This window comes from Paenibacillus sp. JZ16, from assembly GCF_015326965.1.
GTDB lineage: Bacteria > Bacillota > Bacilli > Paenibacillales > Paenibacillaceae > Paenibacillus_AQ.
The window spans coordinates 7,027,599-7,053,391 of the sequence record NZ_CP017659.1 but is presented as its reverse complement, the minus strand read 5'-3'; the positions used below and the strand labels follow the sequence as shown (position 1 = coordinate 7,053,391).

General features: G+C 49.2%; 28 protein-coding genes and 1 other annotated feature. Of the genes, 9 read left to right on the top strand and 19 right to left on the bottom strand.

The genetic code is table 11. The annotated features are described in order from the left end of the window. Positions 1–20 precede the first annotated feature (20 nt). A complete protein-coding gene (gene leuC, locus BJP58_RS31685; protein WP_194541982.1) occupies positions 21–1,445 on the bottom strand; it encodes a 3-isopropylmalate dehydratase large subunit in 1,425 nt (474 codons plus the stop codon). Positions 1,446–1,630: 185 nt separating this feature from the next. On the opposite strand from leuC, the gene BJP58_RS31680 reads away from it, so the two are divergent. Beyond that, entirely contained in the window at positions 1,631–2,560 is a 930-nt protein-coding gene (locus tag BJP58_RS31680) for a LysR family transcriptional regulator (protein ID WP_071218349.1), read from the top strand. A 116-nt stretch (positions 2,561–2,676) separates the two neighbouring features. On the opposite strand, the gene BJP58_RS31675 is transcribed toward BJP58_RS31680, so the two are convergent. Continuing rightward, entirely contained in the window at positions 2,677–2,865 is a 189-nt protein-coding gene (locus BJP58_RS31675) for a hypothetical protein (protein ID WP_233354816.1), read from the bottom strand. 92 nt (positions 2,866–2,957) lie between these two features. Next, entirely contained in the window at positions 2,958–3,770 is an 813-nt protein-coding gene (locus tag BJP58_RS31670) for a carbon-nitrogen family hydrolase (protein ID WP_194545130.1), read from the bottom strand. Positions 3,771–4,024: 254 nt separating this feature from the next. Between BJP58_RS31670 and BJP58_RS31665 the strand changes: the two genes are divergently transcribed. The 8 genes from BJP58_RS31665 to BJP58_RS31630 all read left to right on the top strand — a co-directional run bounded on the left by BJP58_RS31665 (position 4,025) and on the right by BJP58_RS31630 (position 11,842). After that, the gene (locus BJP58_RS31665) at positions 4,025–5,218 is read left to right on the top strand and encodes a pyridoxal phosphate-dependent aminotransferase (protein WP_194541981.1); all 1,194 of its coding nucleotides are present in this window, start codon (positions 4,025–4,027) and stop codon (positions 5,216–5,218) included. A gap of 66 nt (positions 5,219–5,284) precedes the next feature. After that, positions 5,285–5,500 (top strand) — a binding site (T-box leader). Positions 5,501–5,586: 86 nt separating this feature from the next. Then, positions 5,587–6,690: a glutamate 5-kinase gene (proB, locus tag BJP58_RS31660; RefSeq protein ID WP_233354815.1), complete on the top strand. Its 1,104-nt coding sequence runs from the start codon at positions 5,587–5,589 to the stop codon at positions 6,688–6,690. A gap of 57 nt (positions 6,691–6,747) precedes the next feature. Beyond that, entirely contained in the window at positions 6,748–7,995 is a 1,248-nt protein-coding gene (locus BJP58_RS31655) for a glutamate-5-semialdehyde dehydrogenase (RefSeq protein ID WP_194541979.1), read from the top strand. A 35-nt stretch (positions 7,996–8,030) separates the two neighbouring features. After that, positions 8,031–8,900 carry a pyrroline-5-carboxylate reductase gene (proC, locus tag BJP58_RS31650; RefSeq protein WP_071218354.1) on the top strand — a complete coding sequence of 290 codons (870 nt, stop codon included), beginning with the start codon at positions 8,031–8,033 and terminating at the stop codon, positions 8,898–8,900. Continuing rightward, a complete protein-coding gene (locus tag BJP58_RS31645; protein WP_194541978.1) occupies positions 8,897–10,111 on the top strand; it encodes a 2,3-diketo-5-methylthiopentyl-1-phosphate enolase in 1,215 nt (404 codons plus the stop codon). Before proC ends, BJP58_RS31645 begins: the two co-directional genes overlap by 4 nt. Then, complete coding sequence (locus tag BJP58_RS31640; RefSeq protein WP_194541977.1) at positions 10,108–10,788, top strand: 2-hydroxy-3-keto-5-methylthiopentenyl-1-phosphate phosphatase; 681 nt, start codon at positions 10,108–10,110, stop codon at positions 10,786–10,788. The genes BJP58_RS31645 and BJP58_RS31640 overlap by 4 nt, the downstream gene beginning before the upstream one ends. Then, positions 10,789–11,445 (top strand): methylthioribulose 1-phosphate dehydratase, encoded by a 657-nt coding sequence (locus BJP58_RS31635; protein ID WP_194541976.1) that lies wholly within the window; start codon positions 10,789–10,791, stop codon positions 11,443–11,445. A gap of 103 nt (positions 11,446–11,548) precedes the next feature. Then, positions 11,549–11,842 carry an SdpI family protein gene (locus BJP58_RS31630; protein WP_071218358.1) on the top strand — a complete coding sequence of 98 codons (294 nt, stop codon included), beginning with the start codon at positions 11,549–11,551 and terminating at the stop codon, positions 11,840–11,842. Between the two features lie 40 nt (positions 11,843–11,882). Here the strand turns inward: BJP58_RS31630 and BJP58_RS31625 are convergent, their stop codons facing one another. From BJP58_RS31625 to BJP58_RS31550, 16 genes are all read right to left on the bottom strand, one after another. After that, a complete protein-coding gene (locus tag BJP58_RS31625) occupies positions 11,883–12,023 on the bottom strand; it encodes a hypothetical protein (protein WP_194541975.1) in 141 nt (46 codons plus the stop codon). Positions 12,024–12,204: 181 nt separating this feature from the next. After that, the gene (locus tag BJP58_RS31620) at positions 12,205–13,320 is read right to left on the bottom strand and encodes a DUF6677 family protein (protein ID WP_194541974.1); all 1,116 of its coding nucleotides are present in this window, start codon (positions 13,318–13,320) and stop codon (positions 12,205–12,207) included. Between the two features lie 23 nt (positions 13,321–13,343). Beyond that, positions 13,344–13,802, bottom strand: coding sequence for a hypothetical protein (locus BJP58_RS31615; protein WP_194541973.1), 459 nt, complete (start codon positions 13,800–13,802; stop codon positions 13,344–13,346). Further along, on the bottom strand, positions 13,799–14,476 hold the full coding sequence (locus tag BJP58_RS31610; RefSeq protein WP_233354814.1) for an RNA polymerase sigma factor: 678 nt from the start codon (positions 14,474–14,476) through the stop codon (positions 13,799–13,801). Before BJP58_RS31610 ends, BJP58_RS31615 begins: the two co-directional genes overlap by 4 nt. A gap of 48 nt (positions 14,477–14,524) precedes the next feature. Beyond that, the gene (locus tag BJP58_RS31605; protein ID WP_233354813.1) at positions 14,525–15,145 is read right to left on the bottom strand and encodes a CPBP family intramembrane glutamic endopeptidase; all 621 of its coding nucleotides are present in this window, start codon (positions 15,143–15,145) and stop codon (positions 14,525–14,527) included. 267 nt (positions 15,146–15,412) lie between these two features. Further along, on the bottom strand, positions 15,413–16,447 hold the full coding sequence (locus BJP58_RS31600) for a phosphotransferase enzyme family protein (RefSeq protein WP_194541971.1): 1,035 nt from the start codon (positions 16,445–16,447) through the stop codon (positions 15,413–15,415). Positions 16,448–16,591: 144 nt separating this feature from the next. Next, positions 16,592–16,861, bottom strand: a complete 270-nt coding sequence (locus BJP58_RS31595; protein ID WP_071218363.1) for a CD3324 family protein — start codon at positions 16,859–16,861, stop codon at positions 16,592–16,594. A 282-nt stretch (positions 16,862–17,143) separates the two neighbouring features. Continuing rightward, complete coding sequence (locus BJP58_RS31590; protein ID WP_194541970.1) at positions 17,144–17,800, bottom strand: HAD family hydrolase; 657 nt, start codon at positions 17,798–17,800, stop codon at positions 17,144–17,146. Positions 17,801–17,827: 27 nt separating this feature from the next. Further along, positions 17,828–18,517, bottom strand: a complete 690-nt coding sequence (locus tag BJP58_RS31585) for an HAD family hydrolase (protein WP_233354812.1) — start codon at positions 18,515–18,517, stop codon at positions 17,828–17,830. A 143-nt stretch (positions 18,518–18,660) separates the two neighbouring features. Next, positions 18,661–19,410 (bottom strand): DnaD domain-containing protein, encoded by a 750-nt coding sequence (locus BJP58_RS31580; RefSeq protein WP_194541968.1) that lies wholly within the window; start codon positions 19,408–19,410, stop codon positions 18,661–18,663. A gap of 18 nt (positions 19,411–19,428) precedes the next feature. After that, entirely contained in the window at positions 19,429–20,724 is a 1,296-nt protein-coding gene (gene asnS / locus BJP58_RS31575; RefSeq protein ID WP_194541967.1) for an asparagine--tRNA ligase, read from the bottom strand. A gap of 30 nt (positions 20,725–20,754) precedes the next feature. Then, positions 20,755–21,963, bottom strand: a complete 1,209-nt coding sequence (locus BJP58_RS31570) for an acetate/propionate family kinase (RefSeq protein WP_194541966.1) — start codon at positions 21,961–21,963, stop codon at positions 20,755–20,757. After that, positions 21,960–22,832: a 3-hydroxyacyl-CoA dehydrogenase family protein gene (locus BJP58_RS31565; RefSeq protein WP_071218369.1), complete on the bottom strand. Its 873-nt coding sequence runs from the start codon at positions 22,830–22,832 to the stop codon at positions 21,960–21,962. Before BJP58_RS31565 ends, BJP58_RS31570 begins: the two co-directional genes overlap by 4 nt. Positions 22,833–22,966: 134 nt before the next feature. Further along, entirely contained in the window at positions 22,967–24,469 is a 1,503-nt protein-coding gene (locus tag BJP58_RS31560) for an AAA family ATPase (protein WP_071218370.1), read from the bottom strand. Further along, complete coding sequence (locus tag BJP58_RS31555; protein ID WP_071218371.1) at positions 24,462–24,995, bottom strand: hypothetical protein; 534 nt, start codon at positions 24,993–24,995, stop codon at positions 24,462–24,464. The genes BJP58_RS31560 and BJP58_RS31555 overlap by 8 nt, the downstream gene beginning before the upstream one ends. 264 nt (positions 24,996–25,259) lie before the next feature. Then, positions 25,260–25,778, bottom strand: coding sequence for a cell wall elongation regulator TseB-like domain-containing protein (locus BJP58_RS31550; RefSeq protein ID WP_194541965.1), 519 nt, complete (start codon positions 25,776–25,778; stop codon positions 25,260–25,262). Positions 25,779–25,793 lie beyond the last annotated feature (15 nt).

Sequence of the window (25,793 nt, the reverse complement as noted above, 5' to 3'; positions counted from 1 at the left end):
AAACTTCTCCTCCGTCCTTCTTAGCTCACAACTTCTTCGGCTGCAAAGTTCCAGTCACGTACATCCACAAAGTGTCCTTTAACCGCAGCTGCCGCTGCCATTGCCGGCGACACGAGATGCGTTCTGCCGCCGCGGCCTTGGCGTCCTTCGAAGTTACGATTGGACGTGGATGCGCAGCGTTGTCCCGGCTTCAGTACATCCGGATTCATCGCGAGACACATACTGCAGCCTGCTTCACGCCATTCGAAACCCGCTTCAACAAAAATTTTGTCGAGCCCTTCTTGTTCAGCCTGGATCTTCACTCGGCCTGATCCGGGAACAACGATGGCTGTCACATTGCTGGACACTTTATGGCCCTTCGCTACGGCTGCTGCCGCACGCAAATCTTCAATGCGTCCATTCGTGCAAGAACCGATAAAGACATAATCGATCGGAATTTCGGACATTGGCGTCCCTGGCACAAGCGCCATATACTCCAGCGCTTTCTCCGCTGCCTTGCGCTCATTCTCGGTCTTGAAATCCGCAGGGTTAGGAACCGTCGAGGAAATGTCAGTACCCATACCCGGGCTCGTTCCCCAAGTTACTTGCGGGATCAGAGATTCTACATCGAACTCAACCACCACGTCGAACTCGGCGCCTTCGTCTGTCACAAGCTCTTTCCAAGCGGCTACTGCAGCATCAAAAGCTTCGCCTTGCGGAACATATTGACGTCCGCGCAAGTATTCAAACGTCGTTTCATCCGGAGCGATCATGCCCGCTCTGGCTCCGCCTTCGATGGACATGTTGCACACGGTCATGCGCTCTTCCATCGACAATTCGCGGATCGCTTCACCCGTATACTCAATAACATAACCTGTTGCAAAATCCGTTCCGTATTTCGCAATTACGCCAAGGATCATATCCTTGGCCGTTACGCCCGGATTGCGGCGACCGACAAAGCGCACTTCCATGGTCTTTGCTTTGGCCTGCTGCAAACATTGGGTTGCCAGAACATGCTCAACCTCGCTTGTTCCGATACCGAACGCAAGGGCGCCGAATGCACCGTGTGTGGATGTATGGCTGTCGCCGCATACAATCGTTTTGCCCGGATGCGTTAAGCCAAGTTCCGGCCCCATGACGTGCACAACGCCTTGATCAATCGTATCGAGATCATACAGGGTAACGCCAAAATCCTGACAGTTCTTGGTCAGTGTATCGATTTGCTGCTTCGAAATCGGATCCGTAATATTAAAACGGTCTTTCGTTGGAACGTTGTGATCCATCGTTGCGAAGGTCAGTTCAGGACGGCGTACTTTACGGCCGCTAAGACGCAAACCCTCAAATGCTTGCGGTGAAGTTACCTCGTGAACCAAATGCAGGTCAATGTACAAAATACCCGGCTTGCCTTCCTCTTGATGAATAACGTGGTTATCCCAAATTTTTTCGAACATTGTCTTCTTACTCATCATCATCACCCCATTGTTCTTTACGTCCATGAGAAGATAATTGCTTGTTATCTTCTTTAAATATAAGGAAGATCTACAACGCATCATCTTTACGTTGATAGTAATATATCATTTCCTTCTTCATTGTTCCAAGATATAATATCTATAAAAGTAATAGGATTCAGCTATAACGGAGTGATGCTTAAATGGAACTGAGACAACTGCAATATACGCTGCAAATCGCGGCGGATAAAAATTTTTCCCGAGCCGCGGAGAAGCTTCATATCGCCCAGCCTTCCTTGAGCCAGCAGCTCTCCAAGCTGGAGAAAGAGCTCGGCGTGCTGCTGTTCCAGCGCAATACGAGCAACGTTGAGCTTACCCATGCCGGAGCCAGCTTCGTCGAGCATGCCCAGAAGATCATGGACGCCGTCGAGCAGCTGAAGCAGGAGATGTCGGACATCTCCCAGCTTCGAAAGGGTAAGGTCGTAGTCGGCAGCATGCCGATTACAGGTTCTCACCTGCTGCCACGGGTTTTGCCTGCCTTTAAAAAGGGATATCCGGATATTGAGATCACCCTGTTGGAAGACTCCTCCATGAACCTGGAGAAGCTGACGGCCAGCGGCAAGGCCGATCTTAGCCTCCTGGCGCTGCCGCTGTCCGAGCCGTCGCTGTCCTGGATTCCCATCGGTGAGGAAATGATCGACTTGGCTGTTCCTCCGCAGCACCCGCTTGCGCTGCGGGCAGCCTCCGATCCCGTACGGCCCATCACAATCGATGAAATCCGGAACGAAGCGTTTGTTGTCCTCAAAAAAGGACAGGGCTTCCGGAAGCTCACCTTTGATATATGTCGGGAGGCAGGCTTTGAACCGAACGTTGTATTCGAGAGCAGCAACATCGAGACGCTCCAATCGCTGGTCGCAACCGGAATGGGCATAACGCTGGTGCCTCGTTTTATCGCCCGTGCGAAACGCAGCGAGTTTATTCCTGTCTACTTGCCGCTCGCTGATCCCGTTCCGAGCCGCACGCTGGTTGTGGCTTACCGAAACGGCCGCTATTTGTCCAAAGCGGCGGATGCGTTCATCGACACTTTTAAGCAGGTCATGGACAAGCTGGTTGTGGAGAGCGTTCAGGACTAGTGCACGCTGCCCCATGAATAAAGAGAAGAAGCTCAGCCAAGGTCAACGAACAAGACCAAGCTGAGCTTCTTCTCAACGTGAAATTATAGCACTCCCATTTCGTTTTAAACGGAGTTTTATTTGCGCAAATTATGCTGGTCAATCAATCGGTTCTGTTCATCCGCAGTACGGGACTGATCTTGAATCGACTCGTTCTTTCCGTTGCCGCCCCCGGCAACGTTTTCCACAAAGTTGCGGAACTGTTGTTTCTGCTCTTCTTCCTGCTCATGGTTTTGGCTGTCGAATTGGTTGTTGTCTGCCATCATTCAAAGCCTCCTCTCAGACGGATTACCCATAGTATACCCGCCTCTGCCCAGATGAAACTTCATTTTTTAGAGGAGTTTAACCATCATCACTTTTATTGAAAATACAAATTCGGACGGCGGTCTTCAAAAACCGGAATGCGTCCTCTCACTTCATCCGTAAGACCGCAATCCAGCGTACCGGTCAGGATCATTTCCTGCTCATCCCCTTCGGCAATGACCTCCCCCCATGGATCGATGATCATGGAGTGGCCGAAAAAGCCCGTTTCTCCGCTGGTTCCAACTCGATTACACGCAACGACATACATTTGGTTCTCGATCGCTCTGGCCATGAGCAGCGTTCTCCAATGATGCAGTCGCGGATGCGGCCACTCCGCTGGCACAAACAGCACTTGAGCGCCGCCGAGTGCGAGGGTGCGGGACAGCTCGGGGAACCGTATATCGTAACAGATCGACGCGCCCGCTTTTAATTGTTCCAGCTCAAAGGTTACGGGCTGCTGCCCAGCTTGCAGAAACTTCTCTTCATCCATCAGGCGGAACAGGTGAATTTTGGAATATTTGGCGATCTGCTCCCCGCTCCGGTTAAATACATACATGCTGTTATAAATCCGATCTTCGATTCGTTCGGCTACAGACCCGCCTACGACTTGAATACGATGTTTTCGTGCAAATTCGCTCAGCATGCGAGAGGTTTCCTGTCCCATGGGATCGGCAAGCTCTTGAATTCGGTCCAGCGCATACCCCGTATTCCACATTTCCGGCAGCACGATGACGTCCGGCTTCCTATCAGCCGCTGCGGCCTGCTCCATCATGCCGAGCATTTTACTCATATTGGCCTTTACGTTTCCTATTTCAATATCGGCTTGGATAAGTGCGATATTCAATTGAGCCTTTGCTTCTCCAGTCATCTTGCAGCCTCCTGTTATTCCGGTTGAATCCAGCACCAGCGCCGATGTAATCATGAAATCCATGATCGGGCTCTTTTTCAGGAATTCATCCGTTCTCTATATGTCATCATCATAGCCTCCCCCGCCCTGTTGCTGCAACACCCAAGCACCATTTCCCTCTATACACCCCTGATAAATCGTGTTAAATTAATCCTAATTGTTTTCAATATCAGCTGTATTCGAGCGTAATTAGATAACGGAGTGATGAAACTGCAATGAACAACAAATTAAACGAATTCCAAATAGAGCCGGCCGAGATGATGTCCCAGCTGCCCACGCAATTTTTCGCGACCTTGGTCTCCAAGGTAAACCGCCAAGTGGCGCAGGGACATGATGTGATCAATCTCGGACAGGGAAATCCCGATCAGCCCACACCGCCTCATATCGTATCCAGCTTGAAGGAAGCGGCCGACAATCCGCAGTTTCACAAATATTCGCCTTTTACCGGCTTTTCCTTTCTTAAAGAAGCCATTGCGCATCGATATAAGGAAGACTACAACGTGGATCTGGATCCGGAGACGGAGGTAGCGATTCTGTTTGGAGGAAAAACAGGGCTTGTACAGCTTCCGCAAGTGCTTCTGAATCCGGGCGATGTATGTCTTGTCCCGGACCCCGGTTATCCGGATTACTGGTCAGGCGTTGCACTGGCCCGTGCCCAGATGAAATTCATGCCGTTAACCGCTGCGAACCGGTTTCTTCCCGACTATGGCGCGATCACACCAGCAGACAGAGAAAAAGCGAAGCTGATGTTCTTAAATTACCCGAATAATCCGACATCCGCCGTCGCTCCCCTGTCCTTCTACGAGGATACGGTAGCATTCGCCGCCGAACACGGGATCGTTGTAGCCAGCGATTTTGCTTATGGAGCGATCGGGTTTGATGGAGATCGTCCAGTCAGCTTTTTGCAGGCAGAAGGAGCCAAAGAAGTTGGCGTGGAATTTTACACGCTCTCCAAAACCTATAATATGGCCGGATGGCGCGTTGGCTTTGCCCTGGGGAACAAAAAAATCATCTCGCTGATCAATATGCTGCAGGACCACATCTATGTCAGCCTGTTCGGCGGCATTCAGGCAGCAGCGGCCACGGCTCTCACCTCGCCGCAAGACTGCGTTGAGGAGTTGGTGGCACGCTACCAATCGAGAAGGGATGCCTTCTATGGCGCCCTGTCCGAAATCGGCTGGGAAGCTCAAAAACCGGCTGGCTCCTTTTTCAGCTGGCTGCCGGTACCGAAGGGCTTTACTTCGGTATCCTTTGCCGATCTGCTGCTTGAGGAGGCCAAGGTCGCGGTTGCGCCTGGTGTCGGCTTTGGCGATCACGGCGAAGGATATGTCCGCGTCGGCCTGTTAAGCAGCGAAGAGCGAATGCAGGAAGCCGCCTACCGAATCGGCAAGCTGAACCTGTTCGGTTAACCTTTTTCCTTTTGAAAAAACAAAAACGATGTGCTATTCTTGCAATAACAATTGAATGCAGTTTTCAAAAACGCAATGACGGGACCAGTACGAAAGCATATGGCACGATGACCAGAGAGCGAATTCCATGGGCTGAAAGAATTTGCCGTGACCCCCTTTCCGAAACCTACCCCCGAGCGGCCTGGCTTGCCAGGACAGTGCCTTCTGTTACAGGGTTAAAGCCGGATGAGCTGCGCTCATCAACAAAGGTGGTACCGCGGAAGTCAAACTTTCGTCCTTTTTCATACAGGACGAAAGTTTTTTTGTTTTCAGGAAATGGATTCGTTACAGCTATACCTACCCATCATAAATACAAGGAAGTGATCACGATGCTATCGCGCATCGTCGTAAAAATCGGAAGCAGCTCCCTTACGACAGACGAGGGCGGACTTAATCTTGATTCCATCGCCTTCTTTGCCGGAGAGCTTGCCGCTCTCCGCAAAGCCGGTCATGAGGTTCTGCTCGTGACATCCGGCGCCGTCGCAGCAGGGTTTCGAGAGATCGGCTACGAGAGCAGACCGAAGCTGCTGCATGAGAAGCAAGCATCCGCCGCACTGGGCCAAGCGCTGCTGATGCGTGCTTACCAGAATGCGCTGGCCTCCCATCAATTGAAGGCCGCGCAAATTCTGTTGACGAGAGGCGACTTCGCGAACCGCAAACGCATGAATAATGCCAACATGACGATTACGGAGCTTCTGAAGCAAGGCGTTATTCCGATTATTAATGAGAACGACACCGTTTCCATTGACGAACTGAAATTTGGCGATAACGATACGTTATCCGCTCTGGTTGCGAACTTGGTCCGCGCCCAGCAATTAATCATCCTGACCGATACGGATGGTTTGTACACGGCTGATCCACGCAAGTCGCCGGATGCAACGAAATATGAGGAAATTGATGAAATTACCGATGAGATTTACAGCATGGCAGGAGGCGCTGGTTCCAGCGTAGGTACAGGCGGCATGCGATCGAAAATCGATGCTGCCAAAATCGCCACCCGCGGCGGTGTCCCCGTCTTCGTTGGCAAAGCCAGCGAGACCGGCGATTTGCTTAAGGCGCTTGAGCATGCAGGTAAAGGCACCTATTTTGCTACCCACCTATCCTCTCTGCCGATGAAAAAGCAGTGGCTCGGCTTTATGTCCTCGCCGCTAGGCCGGATCGTTGTCGATCCGGGCGCCGAGAAGGCGCTGATTCACGGAGGCCACAGCCTCCTTCCCGTTGGCATTAAACGGATCGAAGGCAGCTTCCATGCCGGGGACGTGGTGGAAGTCGTTAATATGAACAACGAAAGGCTCGGCAGGGGGATCGTCAATTACGATGAGGACCAGTTGCAAGCCGTGCTCGGTTTGCCGAGCAGTCAAGTGATCGGCATCATCGGGGAAATCCATCGGCTTGAGGTCATTCACCGAGATGAATGGATCACGTTAAAATAATCTGGTTCCCATAACCAATAATGCTTTTCCTAATCATCCATCTAAGGAGGAATTATTATGAGTGAGGTTCGCAATAAAGCCAAGCTGGCCAAACAGGCCGCATTCGGTCTTGGCAGACTGAGCACCGAGGAGAAAAATCAGGCTCTGCTCATCATGGCAGACGCACTGATCCAACGGACAGCTGATATTATGGAAGCAAACGCGGAGGATCTACGTCGTGGGAAGGAGCTTGGCACCTCCGCCTCCCTCCTGGACCGATTGGCACTGAATGAAACCAGAATCGAGGGCATTGCCGAAGGCTTACGCCAAATCGTGAAGCTGCCGGACCCAATCGGCGACACCTTGGAAACGATCGATCGCCCGAACGGACTGAACATCGTCAAGAAACGTGTTCCCCTTGGCGTGATCGGCATCATTTATGAAGCACGTCCAAATGTGACGGTCGATGCAGCCGGACTGTGCTTGAAGACAGGCAACGCGGTCGTACTCCGCGGGGGTTCTTCCGCCCTCTCCTCCAACCGCAAAATCATCGAGGTGCTTCACGAAGCTATGGAACGCACCGCACTGCCTAAGGATGCGCTTCAGCTTATCGAGGACCCGAACCGTTCCTCCGTGGATGAAATGCTGAAGCTCAACGGACTGCTGGATGTCATTATCCCTCGCGGCGGGAGCTCGCTGATCCAGAACGTTGTGTTAAATGCCACGGTGCCCGTGATCGAAACCGGAGCCGGGATATGTCATACCTATATAGATGCATCGGCAGAGCCGGACATGGCAGTTGCCATCAGTCTCAATGCCAAGGTGCAGCGCCCTTCGGTCTGCAATTCCATGGAAACCCTGCTCGTCCATGCTGATTATGCCAAATCACATCTGACCGTGCTGGCTGAAGCATTCCGCGAGCGTAACGTCGAGCTGCGAGGATGTCAGCGTACCCTGGATTACGTTCCTTGGGCTGTAAAAGCGACGTCTGAGGATTACGCTACCGAGTACAACGACTATATCTTAAACATCAAAATCGTGGATCACCTGGATGAGGCCATTGAGCATATTTCGATTAATGGCACAAAGCATTCGGAATGTATCGTTACGGAGGATAAGGATCATGCGCAGCGCTTCTTGCAGGAAGTAGACGCAGCTGCTGTTTATCATAACGCTTCGACCCGTTTCACCGATGGCTTTGAATTTGGCTTCGGCGCCGAAATCGGGATCAGCACCCAGAAGCTGCATGCCAGAGGTCCTATGGGATTACCCGCGCTTACTTCCTCCAAATATGTTATTATCGGTAGTGGTCAAATACGCGAATAAATCATTCATCTAAAGCCATAAAGGAGGAAATAACGATGTGCCAATCCCCGCAGAACCGACCTTTAATAGATAAAGCAATCACCTTCTACGGCGCCGGCTCGATGGCCGAAGCGATCGTACGAGGATTAGTCAGCCGTTCTGTCGTGCTTCCTGAGAATATTACGATGCTTAATCGGAGCAATGTTCAACGCCTTCAGGAACTGAGTGAGCGCTATGGTGTCCAGATCAATAACGACGATGCCGCTAAAATCGAAATTCTGAAAACTTCACCGGTGATCGTGCTTGCCATGAAACCGAAGGATGCTGCTAAAGCGTTAAAAGAACTGGGACCGAAGCTCTCAAGCGATCAATTGATCATCTCCGTGATTGCCGGACTTTCGATTTATACGACGCAGACGCTGCTTGGAACCCAGCAGCCCATTGCACGTACGATGCCGAATACATCCGCCTCCATCGGGCTTGGTTCCACAGGAATCGCGTTCTCGAAGGAAATCAGCGAAGAACAGCGCCAACTGGTCATGACCTTGTTCGAAGCTGTTGGTAATGTAACGGTCATTGAAGAAGAGAAGATGGATATCCTGACCGGTATATCCGGCAGTGGTCCGGCTTACTTCTATTACATGATGGAAGCCATGACTGCCGCAGGGATCCGCGGCGGCTTGACGCCGGAACAAAGCCGCGAGCTGACACTCCAAACCATTCTGGGCGCCGCCCGGATGGTGCAGCAGACCGGGGAACAGCCTTCATCGCTTCGTGCGAAAATTACATCGCCGAACGGATCAACGCAAGCGGCCCTCGAAACGCTCGATAAAGGCGATTTCTTCGAAACCGTCATTGCCGCCGTGAACCGCTGTGCTGAGCGTTCCAAAGAAATGGGCGCCATGCTGAAGGAGCAGATCTCATGAGCCGCTGTATCGCAACGTACCGAATCTATGACGACCAGGCGGATTTTCGTAAGAAGGCGACTTCCATCGCCGTTGGCATGACGGTCGGCAGCTGGACCGAGCTGCCGCAAGCCAAGCGTGAAGCGATGCAGAAGCATCTTGGCGAAGTTGTTGACATTCAGGTTCACGAGGGCTGGGAGCCAGGCAGCCGGTATGCGGACGTCAGCATTGCTTATCCGGACATTAATTTCAGCCGGGATATCCCAGCCCTGCTGGTGACCGTGTTCGGCAAAATTTCCATGGACGGGCGCATCAAACTGACTTCCCTGGATTTGTCTCCCGACTTCTTGAGTGCGTTTCCCGGACCGAAATATGGCATCGACGGAGTCCGCGATCTACTCGGCGTCCATGACCGCCCTCTGCTCATGAGCATATTCAAGTCAGTAATCGGACTGAATGCGGACGAGCTTAGAGCCCAATTTATCCGTCAGGCGCTTGGTGGGGTGGATCTTATCAAAGATGATGAAATCCTGTTCGAGAACGACCTCACCCCAATCGAAAAACGGGTCAGCATGTGCATCCAGGCTGCTGCCGACGTGGAACAACAGACAGGCAAAAAACTGCTGTATGCAGCCAATCTGACCGGACGGACGTCGAGGCTGCGTGAGCAAGCGCTGCGTGCGATTGATGCCGGCGCTAACGCCCTGCTCTTTAATGTGCTGTCCTATGGGTATGACGTTTTGCAAGAGTTAAGCAGTGATCCGGATATCACCGTGCCTATTGCGGCTCACCCTGCGCTTGCCGGGGCCATTTATCCTTCTCCGTACTATGGGATAACGGCTCCGCTGCTGCTCGGCCAGCTGATGCGGATTGCCGGCGCGGATCTGGTGCTCTTCCCTTCTCCTTACGGATCGGTAACGATGCCGAGAGAAGAGAATCTCGCGATACGCGACGAGCTGCACAGCGCTAAACTTGGCGTGAAACGAAGCATGCCGGTACCATCCGCAGGAATTCATCCTGGACTCGTTCCCCGCATCATCCGGGACTTTGGCACCGATGTGGTCGTTAACGCTGGCGGCGGAATCCACGGACATCCGATGGGAACCGAAGCGGGCGGCAAAGCCTTTGTACAAGCGATCGAGGCGACGATGAAATCCGTGCCACTCGCCCACTTTGCCGAGGAACACGAAGAGCTGAAAGCCGCATTGGACATCTGGGGAGGAGAAGTATGACATCTGGAGATAAACAGCCGATCATTTTTTGTGATTTCGACGGAACCATCACAAACAACGATAACATCGTCGCCATTATGAAGCACTTCAAACCGGAAGGCTTTGAGTCGATCATGCAGGACACGCTTGACCGCACCATTTCAATTCGGGAAGGCGTAGGCCGCATGTTCGCGCTCTTCCCTTCCTCCATGAGAGAAGAAATTACCGAATATGTTCTAAACCATGCAGGGATTCGGGAAGGCTTCAGTGCATTCCTGGATTATTTAAAATCCGAACAGATTGAATTCTACGTTACAAGCGGCGGCATCGATTTCTTTGTCGATCCTCTGCTGAAGCCTTTTGGCATCCCGGCAGACCATATCTTCTGCAACGGCTCCAATTTCGAAGGGGATCACATTGAGATTACCTGGCCTCATCCTTGCAAGGAATCCTGCCATAACGACTGCGGCATGTGCAAGGTCACGGTGATGGACCGTTTTCCGGCCGACCGGTATTACCGCATTCTGATCGGTGACAGCCTGACCGATTTTGAAGGTGCCAAGCAAGCGGATCTGGTTTATTCCCGCTCATCGCTCACCGAGCAATGCAGGAAGATAGGCGTACATCATGTACCCTTCGAGACATTTACCGATATCCAGAACGACATGAAAGACAAGTTTAAACAGGAGGTGCTGTAAGTGGCATTTTCAGATATCCAGCTTGAACAGAAACAAGCTGCCCTGCAGGATCTTAGAGGGATCAAGGAACTGTTCGCTTCTAGAAACTGGTTCCCCGGCACCAGCGGTAATCTATCTGTCCGTGTTGGCGAGTTCAACCCGGAGCAGTTTTATTTTGCGGTGACAGCCAGCGGAAAAGACAAGTCGGTACATACGCCTGAAGATTATCTTTTTGTGGATCAGAACGGCGTGCCTTGCGAAGCAACCGGCTTAAAACCTAGCGCGGAAACCTTGATTCACTGCGAAATTTATCGCAAGACCGGCTGCGGTGCCATTTTCCATGTGCACACCATTGATAACAATCTGATCAGCGATTGGTATGGGGAACAAGGTTATGTCCCTGCCCAAGGAATCGAGCTGATCAAAGCCTTTAATATTTGGGAAGAGGACGCCGCGATTCGCATTCCGATCCTGCCGAACTACGCAGAGATTCCACGGATTGCAGAGCTCGTTCCGGATGCGCTCGATCCTGCGGTACCCGGCATATTGCTGCGTAACCACGGCATCTATGCCTGGGGCAAAAATGCATTCGAAGCCAAGAAACATCTGGAGGCATTTGAGTTTATATTCGAATACGCCTACCGTCGTCTGCTTCTGAATGCAGCCGGATCCAAGTAATATATTCATATTTGCAGATATAGGGCTTGAACAGCCGGATGCTCCCTTATCCAGCGTTCTTGGGGTGCATCCGGCGTTATATTTCCGTTAGGAGTGTGTAGGGATGCTCGAAAGTTTAGCCATTGGCATCGTATTTGTTTTGTATGGTTTGGTCCTCTTTTTGATTCCGCCCAAAAGTTCCAAGAGTTTTTATGCGTATAAAACTACGTCATCTCTCAAAAATGAACGGAACTTTAAAGTTGCCAACGCCTATGTCAGTCTGCTGCTGATGATTTTTGGAGTCATCCTGCTGCTGATCGCCAGGCTTACCGGCCATTTCATGACGACAGGCATTGCTACCGTGATCGTTTTTATCCTGATATACATACTCGTTGAACGAAAATTAAAAAACCTGTAAAACGATTCAAAATCGTTTACAGGTTTTTTCTTTATATAAACTATAGGCGATTCTGCTCATGCTCCGTTAAAGAGATCGAAGGCGCAGGTACCTGATCCGGTGATGCATAAGCATTGAAGATAAACAAACAAGTCACAACAAATAGAGCAATATACAACAGGTAATACAGATTCTTGGCCACGATATCTCCCTCCATATCTCGTTCATATCTATTTTTGGTTCTGTGCAGAAGGTCAGAAACCCGATGAGAAGAATGCTGAATATATACCGGGTACGAGCAAGGATAGTCCCCTGGAGAGTGTACCTACTCGCCATTGCCGTTCAGACTTCGATGAATGTTTCCCAAATCTTGAATGGACATCTCATTCGTTGTCGGTATCATAATATGAGCGCTCTCCCCTTAACGAATCCTTTTTCGAGCCAGTCATCAGCTTGATTCCTCCTCCGATAAGAAGAACGGCGATAATCGCGGTCTTCAAGTAGGAACGAATGCGGTAATCCAGCTGCAGATGAGGAAAATGTGTATCGATATAAGGCATCACAACACTGCTAAATACGAAATAGATACCGAGTACAAGCAGTCCAAGTCCGAGCCAGCGCTGCTGATTCCCAAGTCCCGAGATGATCGGTCGATCGCGCAGCGGCTCCCTGCCGTAACGGCTTACTTGCTGCAGACCGTCAAAGAATGCATAAAACCAGATCAACGGAATCAAGAACAGGAACAGCGACAGCTTGAGTACATCCAACACATAAATGCTGCCAAGAAATAGGACCATGAGCTGCAGTCCGCGTTTTTGCAATCCCAAATACATTTGACCCGCTCCGGGAAACGCCGATAACAAGGTGGCAAACACTTTACTCCGGCGTCCGCTCTCTCTGCCGCTCTCGAGCTCATCAAACAGCGTACGATCGATAAGAAATTCTCCAGCTTGCTTACGGTGAACCAGCTGAACCACATCAAACATGCAGTAGAGCCAAATAATAGGCAGCATGCCCAGAAACAGCAGGAATACCGATTCGTGAGTCAAGCCTGTCAAGAACAGCAGAATCGTTCCAAGTCCGAAGAATGCGATCAGGAATGACAACCCTCGCTGCATCAATCCCAGTTGAAAATGCCCCAAACCGGGTATGAAGGACAGCAATATGGTATAAAAGCGTTCTGACTCATCACTCTTTTCCTGACGAATCTCCATCGGACGTCCATATTCATCGTGGATAATCGTTATAGGCGTATACCGGATCAAAGCAATTAGCAGGTCAAGCATGCTGATTCCCCAGATCATTAAGGCTCCGATAATTCCCAGCGCAAAAACCGCGTCGGAAGCCGTCATGATCCCAAGCACAAATCCACCGAACAGGCTTCCGAAGAACAAGAACGGATATAGCAGGGCGCGTCCCTTTCTCCCCCAATAATAATGGCCGAGGCCCGGAAGGATATTTAATATAAAGGCAAACCCTTTACTTTTTTGCGGTTGCACTTGGCATCTTCCTTTCTTTTTTCTTATCTGGACAATAGCTGGTCAAGCCAGCCCGTTGTTTTTTCTACCCATTGCTCACTGTAGGAAGGTGTTTCGGATAATGGAACATCATGATTCATTTCGCCGGGAAGAAGTCGGTCAAAAGCCCCGGTGAAGAGAAACAGCATGGTAATGGAGGCGGCAATGGTGTAGTGAACGATCGCGCGTTCGTACCATCGCTTCGGGCGTTCCTGAATCCGCAGAGGTGCTCTATGGGTGTATGGCTTAATTTGTTCGTGTTCCACCACCTGCTGCGTAAAAGCTTCCGGGTCTGACAGGCCAGGGAGTTCGGAATCCAGCTCCGCCAGTACCTGCATGTAGATCTCCAGCACGCTGTCATCCGATAACATGAGCTCTTCATAAGAAGACCGTTCTTCTGCCGAGCCTTCTCCTCTAACATATCGTGCCGTCAGCATCTTAAGCTCGTTATCCTTTACGTTCATTTCCATTCCTCCTCCTTCCAAGATTTCCGAATCCATTGTCTGGCCCGGTATAATTTCGATTCCACCGTCTTGACCGTGACATCCAGCTCGGCTGCGATTTGTTCGTAGTTTTTCTCTTCCAAATAAAAAGCCGTTATAATGGCGCGGTGATTGTCCGGCAATTGTTTAATTTTCTCTCGAAGTTCCTCTCTTCTCTCCTTATGTACGAGCAGAGAAACCACGTCTTCGTCCCGGGAAGGGAGTTTATCCAGCACTTCATCATGTTCGCCATGCAGCTGCTCCGGCGGTTTACGGGAAAGCTTCCTCTTCATATCAATCGCTTTATTTAGCGTGATGCGTGTAATCCAGGTTTTAAAGCCTTCAGATCGGTACTGGGGGAGAGCTTTGTATACTTGAATAAACACTTCCTGCGACGCATCTTCCGCTTCCTTGGCATCCCGCAGGACCGAGTATGCCGTATGGAACACGTGCTGGCTGTAATGGTTCACCAGTTCCCGAAAGGCTTCTTGATCACCTTGCAGGATACGCGTGATTAACGTTTCAGCATCAATAACTCTCCCCTCCTTCCCAAATACATAGACGTCAGCTCTGAAAGCTGACCCTGCACTTTTTTTAAAAAAATATTTAATAAATATAAAGCAAGCGCAAAATTGCTCGTCCCATAGTCTACCCATACCGGTCAAAACAAAAAAAGAACGTCTATCGACGCCCTTCTTAGGAAGTTACAGGATCATGCCGCTAAGAACAAATAAAACATTCATCACAAAATGCATAACCATCACGGGAATCAACCCTTTGGAACGAATAGCCACGCCACCCATCATGATCCCAAAGATTGAAAACAGCAGACAAACTGGCCATGAAAAACCAAGGTGGTAGTGGTATAAACCAAAGGTAACTCCGGCGATGCCGAGCCCTTTCAGCTCACCAAATCCACTTACAAAATGACTAAGTATGTATCCCCGCCACAGCAGCTCCTCAAGGACGGCATTGATCAGCGCAAATGATAGTGCATAACCGATAAGAACGAGAAAATGCGGCTGTCCCCAGTCAATAAAGAATGAAAAAATGGAACAGACGACAACCAGGAAAATGAGCATGAAACGCCAGATCGGGTCTTGTACCGGGCCTTTGAATATCCATGGAAAATAAATCGTTGTTCCCCATGAACCCGTGGCAAGGTATAACGGTTTTTTCTTCGTTAACATGGCCGCCAGTGCAAAGGGTAATACAAATAATATCAGGCTTAACCTCGATAGGATGATGGCCCAGGCATCGTCCCCCGCTAATCCATGTTTGATGATTTCACCAGAAGAATGATAGAGCATATAACCTATCACCATGATAAGGGCCACGATGGCCGTGTCATTTATTTGAGTCGATATCTTGCGTACGCTTCTTAGCTTGCACAATGTATATATTAACAGGATCAGTCCGATTCCCCACGCCGCGGATAGAAGGAATGATGTCCATTGAACCCATACGATGGTGGCAATCATGATGATCAAGCAGGTGATATGTTCACCTGGGCGGTTCGTAACTTGCAAGCAATTCTCTCCCATTCTGTAACACGTATTATGATATCATGATACCCTTCTATTATGGCCGGATCAACTAGAGATTGGTGCATCGTCTATTTCTATGGGCTCTACCACATTCAGCAGAAACGGGCGTCCGTGCAAATATTCATGAATATAAGCTAGCGCATAGATTTGCTCACCCTTTATACTTTCTGTCTCTCTTGGATTGGAGGCATGGTGGCTATAATTCTCCATCATGATCATGATGAAAAAACACTCCAGAGACTGAAAATAATCCGATCCCAACAATCGTATGCTTTCATATCCTTGAAGCACTTTAAATCTTTGGTACGGAACAAGTGATAACATAACCGCCGCCAGATCGTAAAGAAAAAAACCGTAGCCACATCTACCAAAATCAATCGGATGAGGAACTTCCCCTTCAAATACTACATTCCCCAAATGTAAATCGGCATGAATGAGACCGTAGTTGCAATCATCAGCCTTCATATGATCAAGCTGGGATATAACTTTTTCAGCTGCGAGTTGATACAGTGACCATGAGACTTCCGACAAAAAAGTTCCCGCATACCGTTCCAGCTTGGCGAGCGCTTCTTTATAACTGTTCATCCCCCATACGGGCTTACGAAGATCAGAAGAACTTTTGAAGTCAAGTGCAGTTTCATGCATTCTGGCCATCAAGACACCTACCTGATAAGCTTGATCTTCTGTAAGTGCTTCATGGACATGCACACCCTCCACCCATTTCATCACGGTGACATGGGTGGAGGTGAATCCATCCTCCGTACCGATTTTCAACCATCTTAACCCACTTGGAGTGGTTATACCTGTCGGCACTTTGATACCTGCTGTAATAAGGGCATCCAGGAATTGAAGCTCTAAGTCTATTTCATGACTGCACCGTCGATCCGAATGGATTCTCAACAAGTATGTTTTATCTAAGCTCGTCCTAACTCGATATGTAATCGTGTCCGAAATACCGATATATTCAATCTCAACCCATCTCAGGTTATATTGCTGAAGTGCCGATATTGCAACCCTTTTGGCTTTATCGAGCAGCGCACATCGTTGTTCTTCTGTTACAAATTGAAAAAAATCATTCATATACTCACCTCTGCTCCATGGTTTGAACGTTCTTGAATGATTATAATTGCTCAGCAACTGTACTTCCTATATAACGGTTGGTTTAAAATGACTTTTATACATAAGAAAAAGCCACATCAGAATCAGTTCCAATGTGACTTTGCATTACTTGTTTTTGGTATATACAATTTTTTTGATGGAATCGCAGGATAAACAAAATTGAGAAGAAAGCTGGTCAATGGTAGCGCCCGACGCAAACAACTGCCGGATCTCCAGGTTTCTTTTTTTCAAATACACCCGGCTTCCCGAGTTTTCTCCCCATTTCTTGCGTAACCCTTCAGGTTTCGGGATATACACCATCCCGCCCTGTACATATTTCTGTACTTCCTTCAACAATTCCTCTGGAAGGATAATATCCGCGTTTATATATTTCATGGTAGCTCTGCTCCTTAAAATTAAAATAAGGTTTTAAGGATGCAAAGTCCATTAGATAAACGGCCTCTCTACACGAGGTAATCAGGCGGTAACTTTCTCATCGCTCCATGCAAACAACCGCCGTTGTTCATCATATAGACTTTGCATAGAGCACATCTGCAATCTTCCCATCATGATCTTACCCCTCCCTTCACAAATTATGACATTCCGACTGGTTATGACCATTATAACCGATGTTAGGCGAAAAATCGAAGGGCTCAGTCTCATCCTGATAAGCCGATATTAAACCGCTAAGCTTGCAAACGACCGAAGCATTTCCTCCACGGTTTTAAAATAATAGATGGGCTTGCATGCCGCCAGCTCCTCTTCGGAACCATACCCATACCCTGCAGCAATACTGTGTATCCCGCAGTTTCGCGCTCCAATCAGATCATGCTTCCGGTCTCCAATCATAACGGCTTCCGATGTATGAATCCGGCATGTATCCAGAACGTGCTGAATGATTTCAGTCTTGGCGGACCGGGAACCGTCCAGTTCGCTCCCGCACACCATGGAAAAATAAGCGGTTAGCTGAAAATGCTCAAGGACTGTCTCGGCAAAAACCGTAGGTTTGGAGGTAGCGACATACAAGCGGCGCCCTTGGGATAACAGCAAACCCAATAGCTCACGTATTCCACCATACACCTCATTTTCATAAAGGCCGGTGTCCTTATAATATTCACGGTAGCTCAATACGGCGCCCCAAGCCTCGGCTTCACTAAAATGATATTTTTCGATAAAGGTCGCCTGGAGCGGAGGACCGATAAAACATTCCAGCTCGGATAGATCGTTTACGATAATCCCATGCTGACCGAGTGCATAACTTACGGCTTTCGTAATGCCTTCACGCGGATCAGTCAAGGTGCCATCCAAATCAAATAAAATATGATTGTATCTCATTAGATTATCCTCCTCCATGCATGATTCCTAAGCCAGATCCTTGATCTCCAGGAGATTCCTGATCACATAAGCAGGACGATGATGATCACTTAAAGGGGTACCCCGGCGATTATAATAACAAAAATCAATTCCGGCTCTCGTTGCTCCTTCATAATCATCCGTAAGCGAATCCCCTATGTATAACACCTCGCCTGGACCTACCGCCAATTCCTGCAATGCGAGTTCAAAGATCTGCGGGTCTGGCTTCCAGCACTTCACCTCATCCGAAATGATGAAGGAGTCAAAATAATGAAACAATCCTCCTGTTGTCAGGCGTTTACGCTGTGCTTCGCCAATGCCGTTGGATATGACCCCTAGCGCAAAGTCACCATGCAGATGCTCCAAAATAAGGTCGGCATTAGGCTCCATATGGTTGGAACTGCAAAACAACCCCCAGTAAGTTTCCGATATCTCCCGGAATTGATTGAACTCCCGCTTCAACCTTAGGAAGGTATCCGTGAAGGAATGCTCCAGCACCTGCCTAATATCGTGATTGTTCTGAATTCGGTTCATCCAATAATTAAAATTAATCGGTCCGAACGTGCTCCAGAATTCCTCCCACGTCAGATCCTCATGCAGCCGGTAGTGCTCCAGCGCTTGCTGCATGCATATCCTTTCACTCTGACTATAGTCTAATAACGTGTTATCCAGATCAAAAATAATGGCCTTGTATCTCATCTCCAACTCCCCTTCTAGCGTGCTGCACCTATATCCATTCGTTGATCCCGGGAAGTTCTCCTGCTAATCATAGGACTTAAACTGCATGAATAGAACAGATCATGCACACAAAAAAGCACGCCCGTAGCGGACGTGCTTCTGATCTATCTTCCGATATTTCTAAATTTCTGCGTATAGGCTTTGGCATCCTGTGCGGTACGCACCCGGTTGCGGCTCCATTCAAGCAGGATCCGGTCAATGTAGCGGAAATGCAGTTTGCCCGCAAATACCGCTTCTTTCAGAGCCAATAGGATTAACTCGTCCGGATAGCGATCCGCATCAACCCAGCCGGAGATCGTTTCCAGCTCCATGGGCGACAGCGGGCGGCCAAACTCTTTTTCGAAAATGGTGAACAAATTCCGCTCTTCCTTCTCAGGAACAGAATCCCCCGAAACAGCTGATTTGCTGGTAGCAGGGCGGGCATTCAAAAGCGGAGACGCAAACTTGGTTCCTTCTGGGGTCTTTGCTTTGTGCTCTTCAGCCAGGCACGAAGCGAGCTTTTCATACAATCCGTGGAGATTGTAGCGCTCGTAATGAATCCCCTGGGTTTCGTCCACATACTCATCAATCCCGATCAGCCCTACCTTCATCAAGCGCTGCAAGCTGGTAGCGATGAATTCGGTGGGAGCCCCCGTCACTTCCGCAAGCTCCTCCAGCGAAGGAAACGCCTTGAACTCCACCTGCTGATAACCAATCAAATGAATGACCAGCATGGCTTCACGGTCGCTTAAACCAAGTGACCGGTAATGCTTGAGCAAGGCATAAGGAATGATCGCCATTCCTTGACTCATGCCGGCAGCGGCGCCGGCCGTCCACCCATTCACGCCTGTGTCCACGTTACCGTCGTGGTCCATAGACTCACCTCTCACGGCTTACGGGTACAACCGGTACAGAGTACGTGGGAACGGAATCGTTTCACGCACATGGTCCAAACCGCAAATCCAGGCAACGGTACGCTCAAGACCTAGACCGAAGCCGGAATGAGGAACGGTGCCGTATTTACGCAAATCCATATACCATTGATAGGTTTCCATCGACAGATCATGCTCCTTGAAGCGCTCTTCAAGCAGCTGCGGATCGTCGATCCGCTGCGATCCGCCAATAATCTCGCCATAACCTTCCGGAGCGATCATATCCGCACACAGAACGACTTCCGGACGATTCGGATCCGGCTTCATGTAGAAAGCCTTGATTCCCGCCGGGTAATGGGTAATAAAGACCGGCTTGTCATACTTCTCGGCAATGGCCGTTTCATGAGGCGCGCCAAAATCCTCACCCCAAGGAATATCAAAATCTTGCGTATGCAGGAATTCAATGGCCTCATCGTACGTGATCCGCGGGAATGGTGCCTGGATCGCCTCCAGCTTCGAAATATCACGACCGATCGTTTCAAGCTCCTGGCGGCAGTTTTTAACCACGGACTGCACCACATGACTAATGAACTGCTCCTGTACCTGAAGGCTCTCCTCATGGTCCGTGAAGGCCATCTCAGGCTCAATCATCCAGAACTCGATCAGGTGACGGCGAGTTTTGGACTTCTCGGCACGGAACGTCGGACCGAAGGAGTATACCTTACCGAGCGCCATAGCGGCAGCCTCCATGTATAACTGCCCACTCTGGGTCAAATAAGCATCTTCATCAAAATACTTCGTGTGGAACAGATTCGTTGTACCCTCCGCGGAAGTTGGGGTCAAAATCGGCGGATCCACCAGCGTAAATCCGTTGGAATCAAAGTAATCTTGAACCGCGCGGATAATTTCAGCACGGATTACCATGATCGCACGTTGTTTCTGGGTACGAAGCCACAGATGACGATGGTCCATTAAGTAATCGACGCCATGCTCTTTAGGCGTAATCGGATAGTTTTCCGTAAGATGTATGATTTCAATGCCGGTAACCGTCATCTCGTAACCCGATTGGCTCCGCGGCTCTTCACGTATAACACCCGTCACGTACAACGAGCTTTCCTGTGTCAGGCTTTTCGCGTCATCCCATACTTGTTCGGATACTTCGCTCTTCACAACAACACCCTGGATATATCCGGATCCATCGCGAAGCTGCAGGAATTGGATCTTGCCGCTGGAACGCTTGTTGTTGATCCAGGCGCCGATCGTGACGGTCTCGCCGACATGCTGGTTGACGTTACGAATCACACTTTTGGTGGCCATGCTTAAATCTCTCCCTTATATCACTACTATTTAACGGTTGGAAGCTTGTACGATACGATGCGTATCCCGAGCAATAACCAGTTCTTCGTTGGTAGGGATCACTAGTACCTCGACCTTCGAATTTGCCGCAGAAATACGGCGCGGCTCGCCGGAACGAATGCTGTTCAGCTCCTCATCCAATTCTACTCCGAGATAGGTAAGCTGCTCAAGCACTCTTTGACGAAGAACGACCGAATTCTCGCCGACGCCCGCAGTAAATACGATGACATCCACGCCATTCATGACGGCAGCGTAAGATCCGATGTATTTACGAAGGCGATACTCATACATTTCAAAGGCCAATGTGGAGTTCGGATCGCCTTTTTCCATGCCTTCCGTAATCTCACGCATATCACTGCTGATTCCGGAAATCGCCAGCAAGCCGCTGTGCTTGTTCAGCATGGAGTTCACTTCATTGACGGTCAGCTCTTCCTTATTCATGACAAACGGTACGATTGCAGGGTCCAAATCACCGCTGCGCGTACCCATCATGAGCCCTTCCAGCGGGGTCATCCCCATGGAGGTATCGATGGATTTCCCGCCTTTTACTGCTGTCAGGGAAGCACCGTTACCGATATGGCAGGTTATGATCTTCAGATCCTCCAGCGGCCGGTTCAGAAATTCTGCCGCTGCCTGGCTGACATAGGCGTGGGACGTGCCGTGCGCACCGTAACGACGTACTTTATATTTATTATAAAGTACTCTCGGAATAGCGTACAGGTATGATTTCTCCGGCATCGTCTGATGGAACGCCGTATCAAATACAACGACCTGCGGGACGCCCGGCATATTGGTTTCTGCTGCCTTAATCCCCATCATCGATGCAGGATTGTGAAGCGGAGCCAAATCGAACAAGCGGCGGATTTCCGCTTTGGCGTCACTGTCAACGAGCGCGGATTCTTTAAAAGACTCCCCGCCGTGCACGACGCGGTGTCCAACGGCCTGAATGCTGTCGATGGAATCGATCACGCCGTGCTCCTCGTTCGTGAGCATGCCCAGCACTTTGCGGATGGCCGTGGTATGCTCCAGAATTTCGCTGACTTCGGTTACATCCTGTTTTCCCGTCGGCTTATGCGTCAGAATCGAGGAATCCATGCCGATCCGTTCGACCAAGCCCTTTGCCAGCACGGATTCATCCGTCATGTTGTACAGTTGATACTTCAGTGAAGAACTACCTGCATTAATTACGAGAATATTCATACCCGGTCACCATCCTTATCGTACTTGAAAAAGCCTTCTCCGGTTTTAACGCCCAGTTGCCCTGCGCGGACCAGTTTCTTCAAGACAATCGATGGACGGTATTTCAGTTCGCCGTACTCGCGGAACATGCGCTCCAGCGCAGCGAGAATGGAATCCAAACCGAAACGGTCGGCCATCTCAAGCGGTCCATGCTGGAAGTTATATCCGATTCTCATTGCGTCATCGATATCCTCCGCCGAAGCCACGCCCTCTTGCAGCAAGTGCATCGCTTCATTGATCATGAGGGTAATCATGCGGGTTGTAACGAAACCTGGAGACTCATATACCATGATGCCTTTTTTATCCGAAACTTCTTCAACAAAGCGCTTCGTTTCCGTAAACGTATGATCGGAAGTTTTCAGACCGCGGATGATTTCAACAAGGTCTACCTTGGAAACAGGATGAATGAAGTGCATGCCAATAACACGCTCAGGATATTTGGTGGAGCTGGCGAGCTCCGTCAAACTAAGCGTGGATGTATTACTTGCTAATATCACATGGCTCGGACATACTTGATCAAGCTGTGTAAAGACCTCTTTCTTCGCTTCCAAGTCCTCTATAATGGTCTCAATCACCATATCGCAGGTGCTAAGCTCGGCAAAATGAGTTACTTTTTGAATCCGGTTCAGTATCAATTTCTTCTCTGCCTGGGTAATCCCCCACTTCTCCAATTGTTTATCTAGACTGGTCTCGATCATTCGGTATGAATAGTCCAGTTTCTCTGGAGTTTTCTCTACGAGCAGTACGTCAAGACCTTTGGCTGCCAGCATCTCCGCAATGCCCTGCCCCATAGTCCCGCCGCCTACGACGCCGATTTTTTTGAAGTACATGGTTTCTACTCCACCCTTTCCTTATCTCTATACTTTATTGTACCCCATTTGTCGAAAAATACATTTTCAGAGCACAAAGTATAATAATATCTTAGCACGACAAAAAAGTAAAAAAAAATAACCAGCATAACAATTTATGCTGGTAAAAGCGCGTTTTCACGAAATTGACAACGAAATTGTTCCCCCGAGAGAATTTCTTCCTTCAACAGGATATCAAGTGAATTGTCGAATATTGGCCGTTTCTGTTCCAAGAGATTCTTGGTGCGGTTCATTAACTCTTCCAAAATCACATTATTCTCTTTCATTAACTCTTCAGTTGTTACCATGTTCATGTTAACAATGCCCAGCGACGTCAAACCTGACTTCATCATCGTCTCCACGATGTTCAGCGATTGCTCAAAGTCATTGCTTGAGCCTGTGCTTCGGCCTCCGTAAAAGATCTCTTCGGCGGCCGCACCGCCAAGCGCAATCATAATTTGCTCTTCCAGGAAGGTTTTCGTGTATAGATATTGTTCCTCCTGCGGATTATGACGAACATAACCTAGCGCTTTACCACGCGGGCTGAGTGCAACTTGCTTCACACTGCCGGGACGCACAAGCTCTGCCATAATAGCATGTCCCAATTCATGTATGGCAACGCGCTTCTTCTCTTCCAAATTCGATTCACGGTCGGAACGCTCACCCATCATTACCTTGTCAATCGCCATGGACAAATGACGCTGATGGATAAACTGTTCATTCTCGCGCATCGTGTAAATGGCCGCTTCATTCATGACGCTCTCGAGTTGTGCGCCCGAGAAGCCGTATGCTTCTTCGGCGATTTTCTCCAAGTCGACATCTTCATGCAGCGGCTTATTGCCCGCATGCAGATTCAAAATATGAGTGCGTCCCTTCTTATCCGGCAGATCGACCTGAATGTGACGGTCGAAACGCCCTGGACGCAGCAGTGCGCTATCCAGCATTTCTTTCCGGTTTGTCGCGGCAATTACCAGAATACGAGGAGTATCCTGCGAATAGATGCCATCCATCTCGGTTAGCAGCTGATTCAGCGTCTGGTCGTACTCGCGCTGCTGGCCGCCTTCGCGTTTACCGCCAATGACATCGATCTCATCGATGAAGATAATGGCGTTTTGCTTGTTTTCCTTTGCCGCACGGTTACGGGCATCCTTGAACAAATCCCGGATGCGCCCTGCACCAACACCGACATACATCTCAACAAATTCACTGCCGGATGCAGCGACAAAGATCGAATCGGTGTAATGGGCAGCGGCTTTAGCCATCAACGTTTTCCCTGTTCCCGGAGGCCCGGTGAGAAGAATGCCCTTCAATGGACGAATCCCGAATTTCTTAATGTCTTCATGACGAATCAGAAAATCCAGTGCTTCACGCAGCTCTTGCTTCGCATTATCCTGCCCGCCGATTTCTTCGAACGTCAGCTTGGCAGGTCCGCTCTTTTTCCGCTTCCGCTCATTCGCTGCGCCTACTGCGATGCCGCCCTTCATCTTCGCGATAAACAACAAGCCGCCTACAAGTGCTGCAGCGATGAGCAGGGGCACGATGTTCACGCCGACAAACACAAGGAATACCAGCAAAACCGGAATAAAGCCTAACATGATTTCTTTAGCTAATTTAGGCATGATTCCACACCTCCATGTTGCCAGACTGACGCGGCAAGATTATAAATTTACCAGACTTGCCGTCTGACAAGCTGACATAGACGTTGGTGTCATCAATCGTTGCTTTTGCTTTCAGATTCGGAGACTGGGCAGCAAGCTGCTCGAGCGATGATTGAATATCGGTATACTGCTTATTATCCATCGCTTCAGCGACTGACAGCATCGCCTTCTCCCACCATTGATCCAGTGCTTCCGAGGAATGATCCTCCACCTGGATTTTCAATTCCCGATTGCCAATCACAGACTTGCCTTCCTTCTTAATATGCTGGACCAAGCCTTGCAAATTTGTATCCGGAGCCAAATCAAGATTCAAAGTAACGGTATTCTGTTTAATATCTATATGTGAATCCTTCACGCCGTCATATTGTGACACAACATTGGCCAGCGGATTTTGCAAAGCCATCTGCCGATACAGAAACCATCCGCCAAAGAGAACCGATGCTGAGATCACGACAGTCAGCACGATAGGTACAATGCGTAGTTTCATGAAGTTCCTCCTTCATTTCTGTATGAAATTTTGTCTATCATGTTGCAATACAATAATACATATAACAACGATATATAGGGATGCATGTAGTTTATATGCTCATTTTGTACAAGTATGAGTATATCACATCTTATATACTTTTTCATGCATGTCTGTGAAAATATTTAGAACAGTTTTTCCATATTATTTCTGAATACGCTTACAATTATAGAGAAAATAAGAGAGGAACCCGCGAATATTAAAGGGCCCCTCTCTACTTCTTATTTATTGATTTGGAAGAATAATGTCATTACCGATGGTGTTACCGTCTTGAAAACGATAAAACCGATAACCGCGCTGACCGTTGTGTTCATACTGCAGCTGCCAGGCATACTCGCCCTCATACATTCCAGGCAGCAGCCGCTTAATTTCTGCGCCAGGCAATTCGTTATAAATCTGCTCCCGCATCTGGTCTTCTGACAACCCCGTATTCAACAAAACGGATTGGACAGCGTCGGCACCTTCAACAGGTACGTTGTCATCCGTAAATTTCACCCATACCATACGATCTTGATTGTCCTGATCCTTCCCGCTTATCACCCAATAGTTATTGTCCTCGCCCCACACCGATTTATAGGTCTTCCCGGACGTAACCAATTGGCCATGCTGTTTGGCGGCAGCAATTGCCATTCTTTCTTCATTCCAAGCATCTTTCATCACATATGAATAATAGAGCTGTAAACCAAGCAGTAACAGCAGCACGCCGGATACACTCAGCAATATCCACTTCGTTTTTTTCTTCAAATCCGTCTTCCTCGC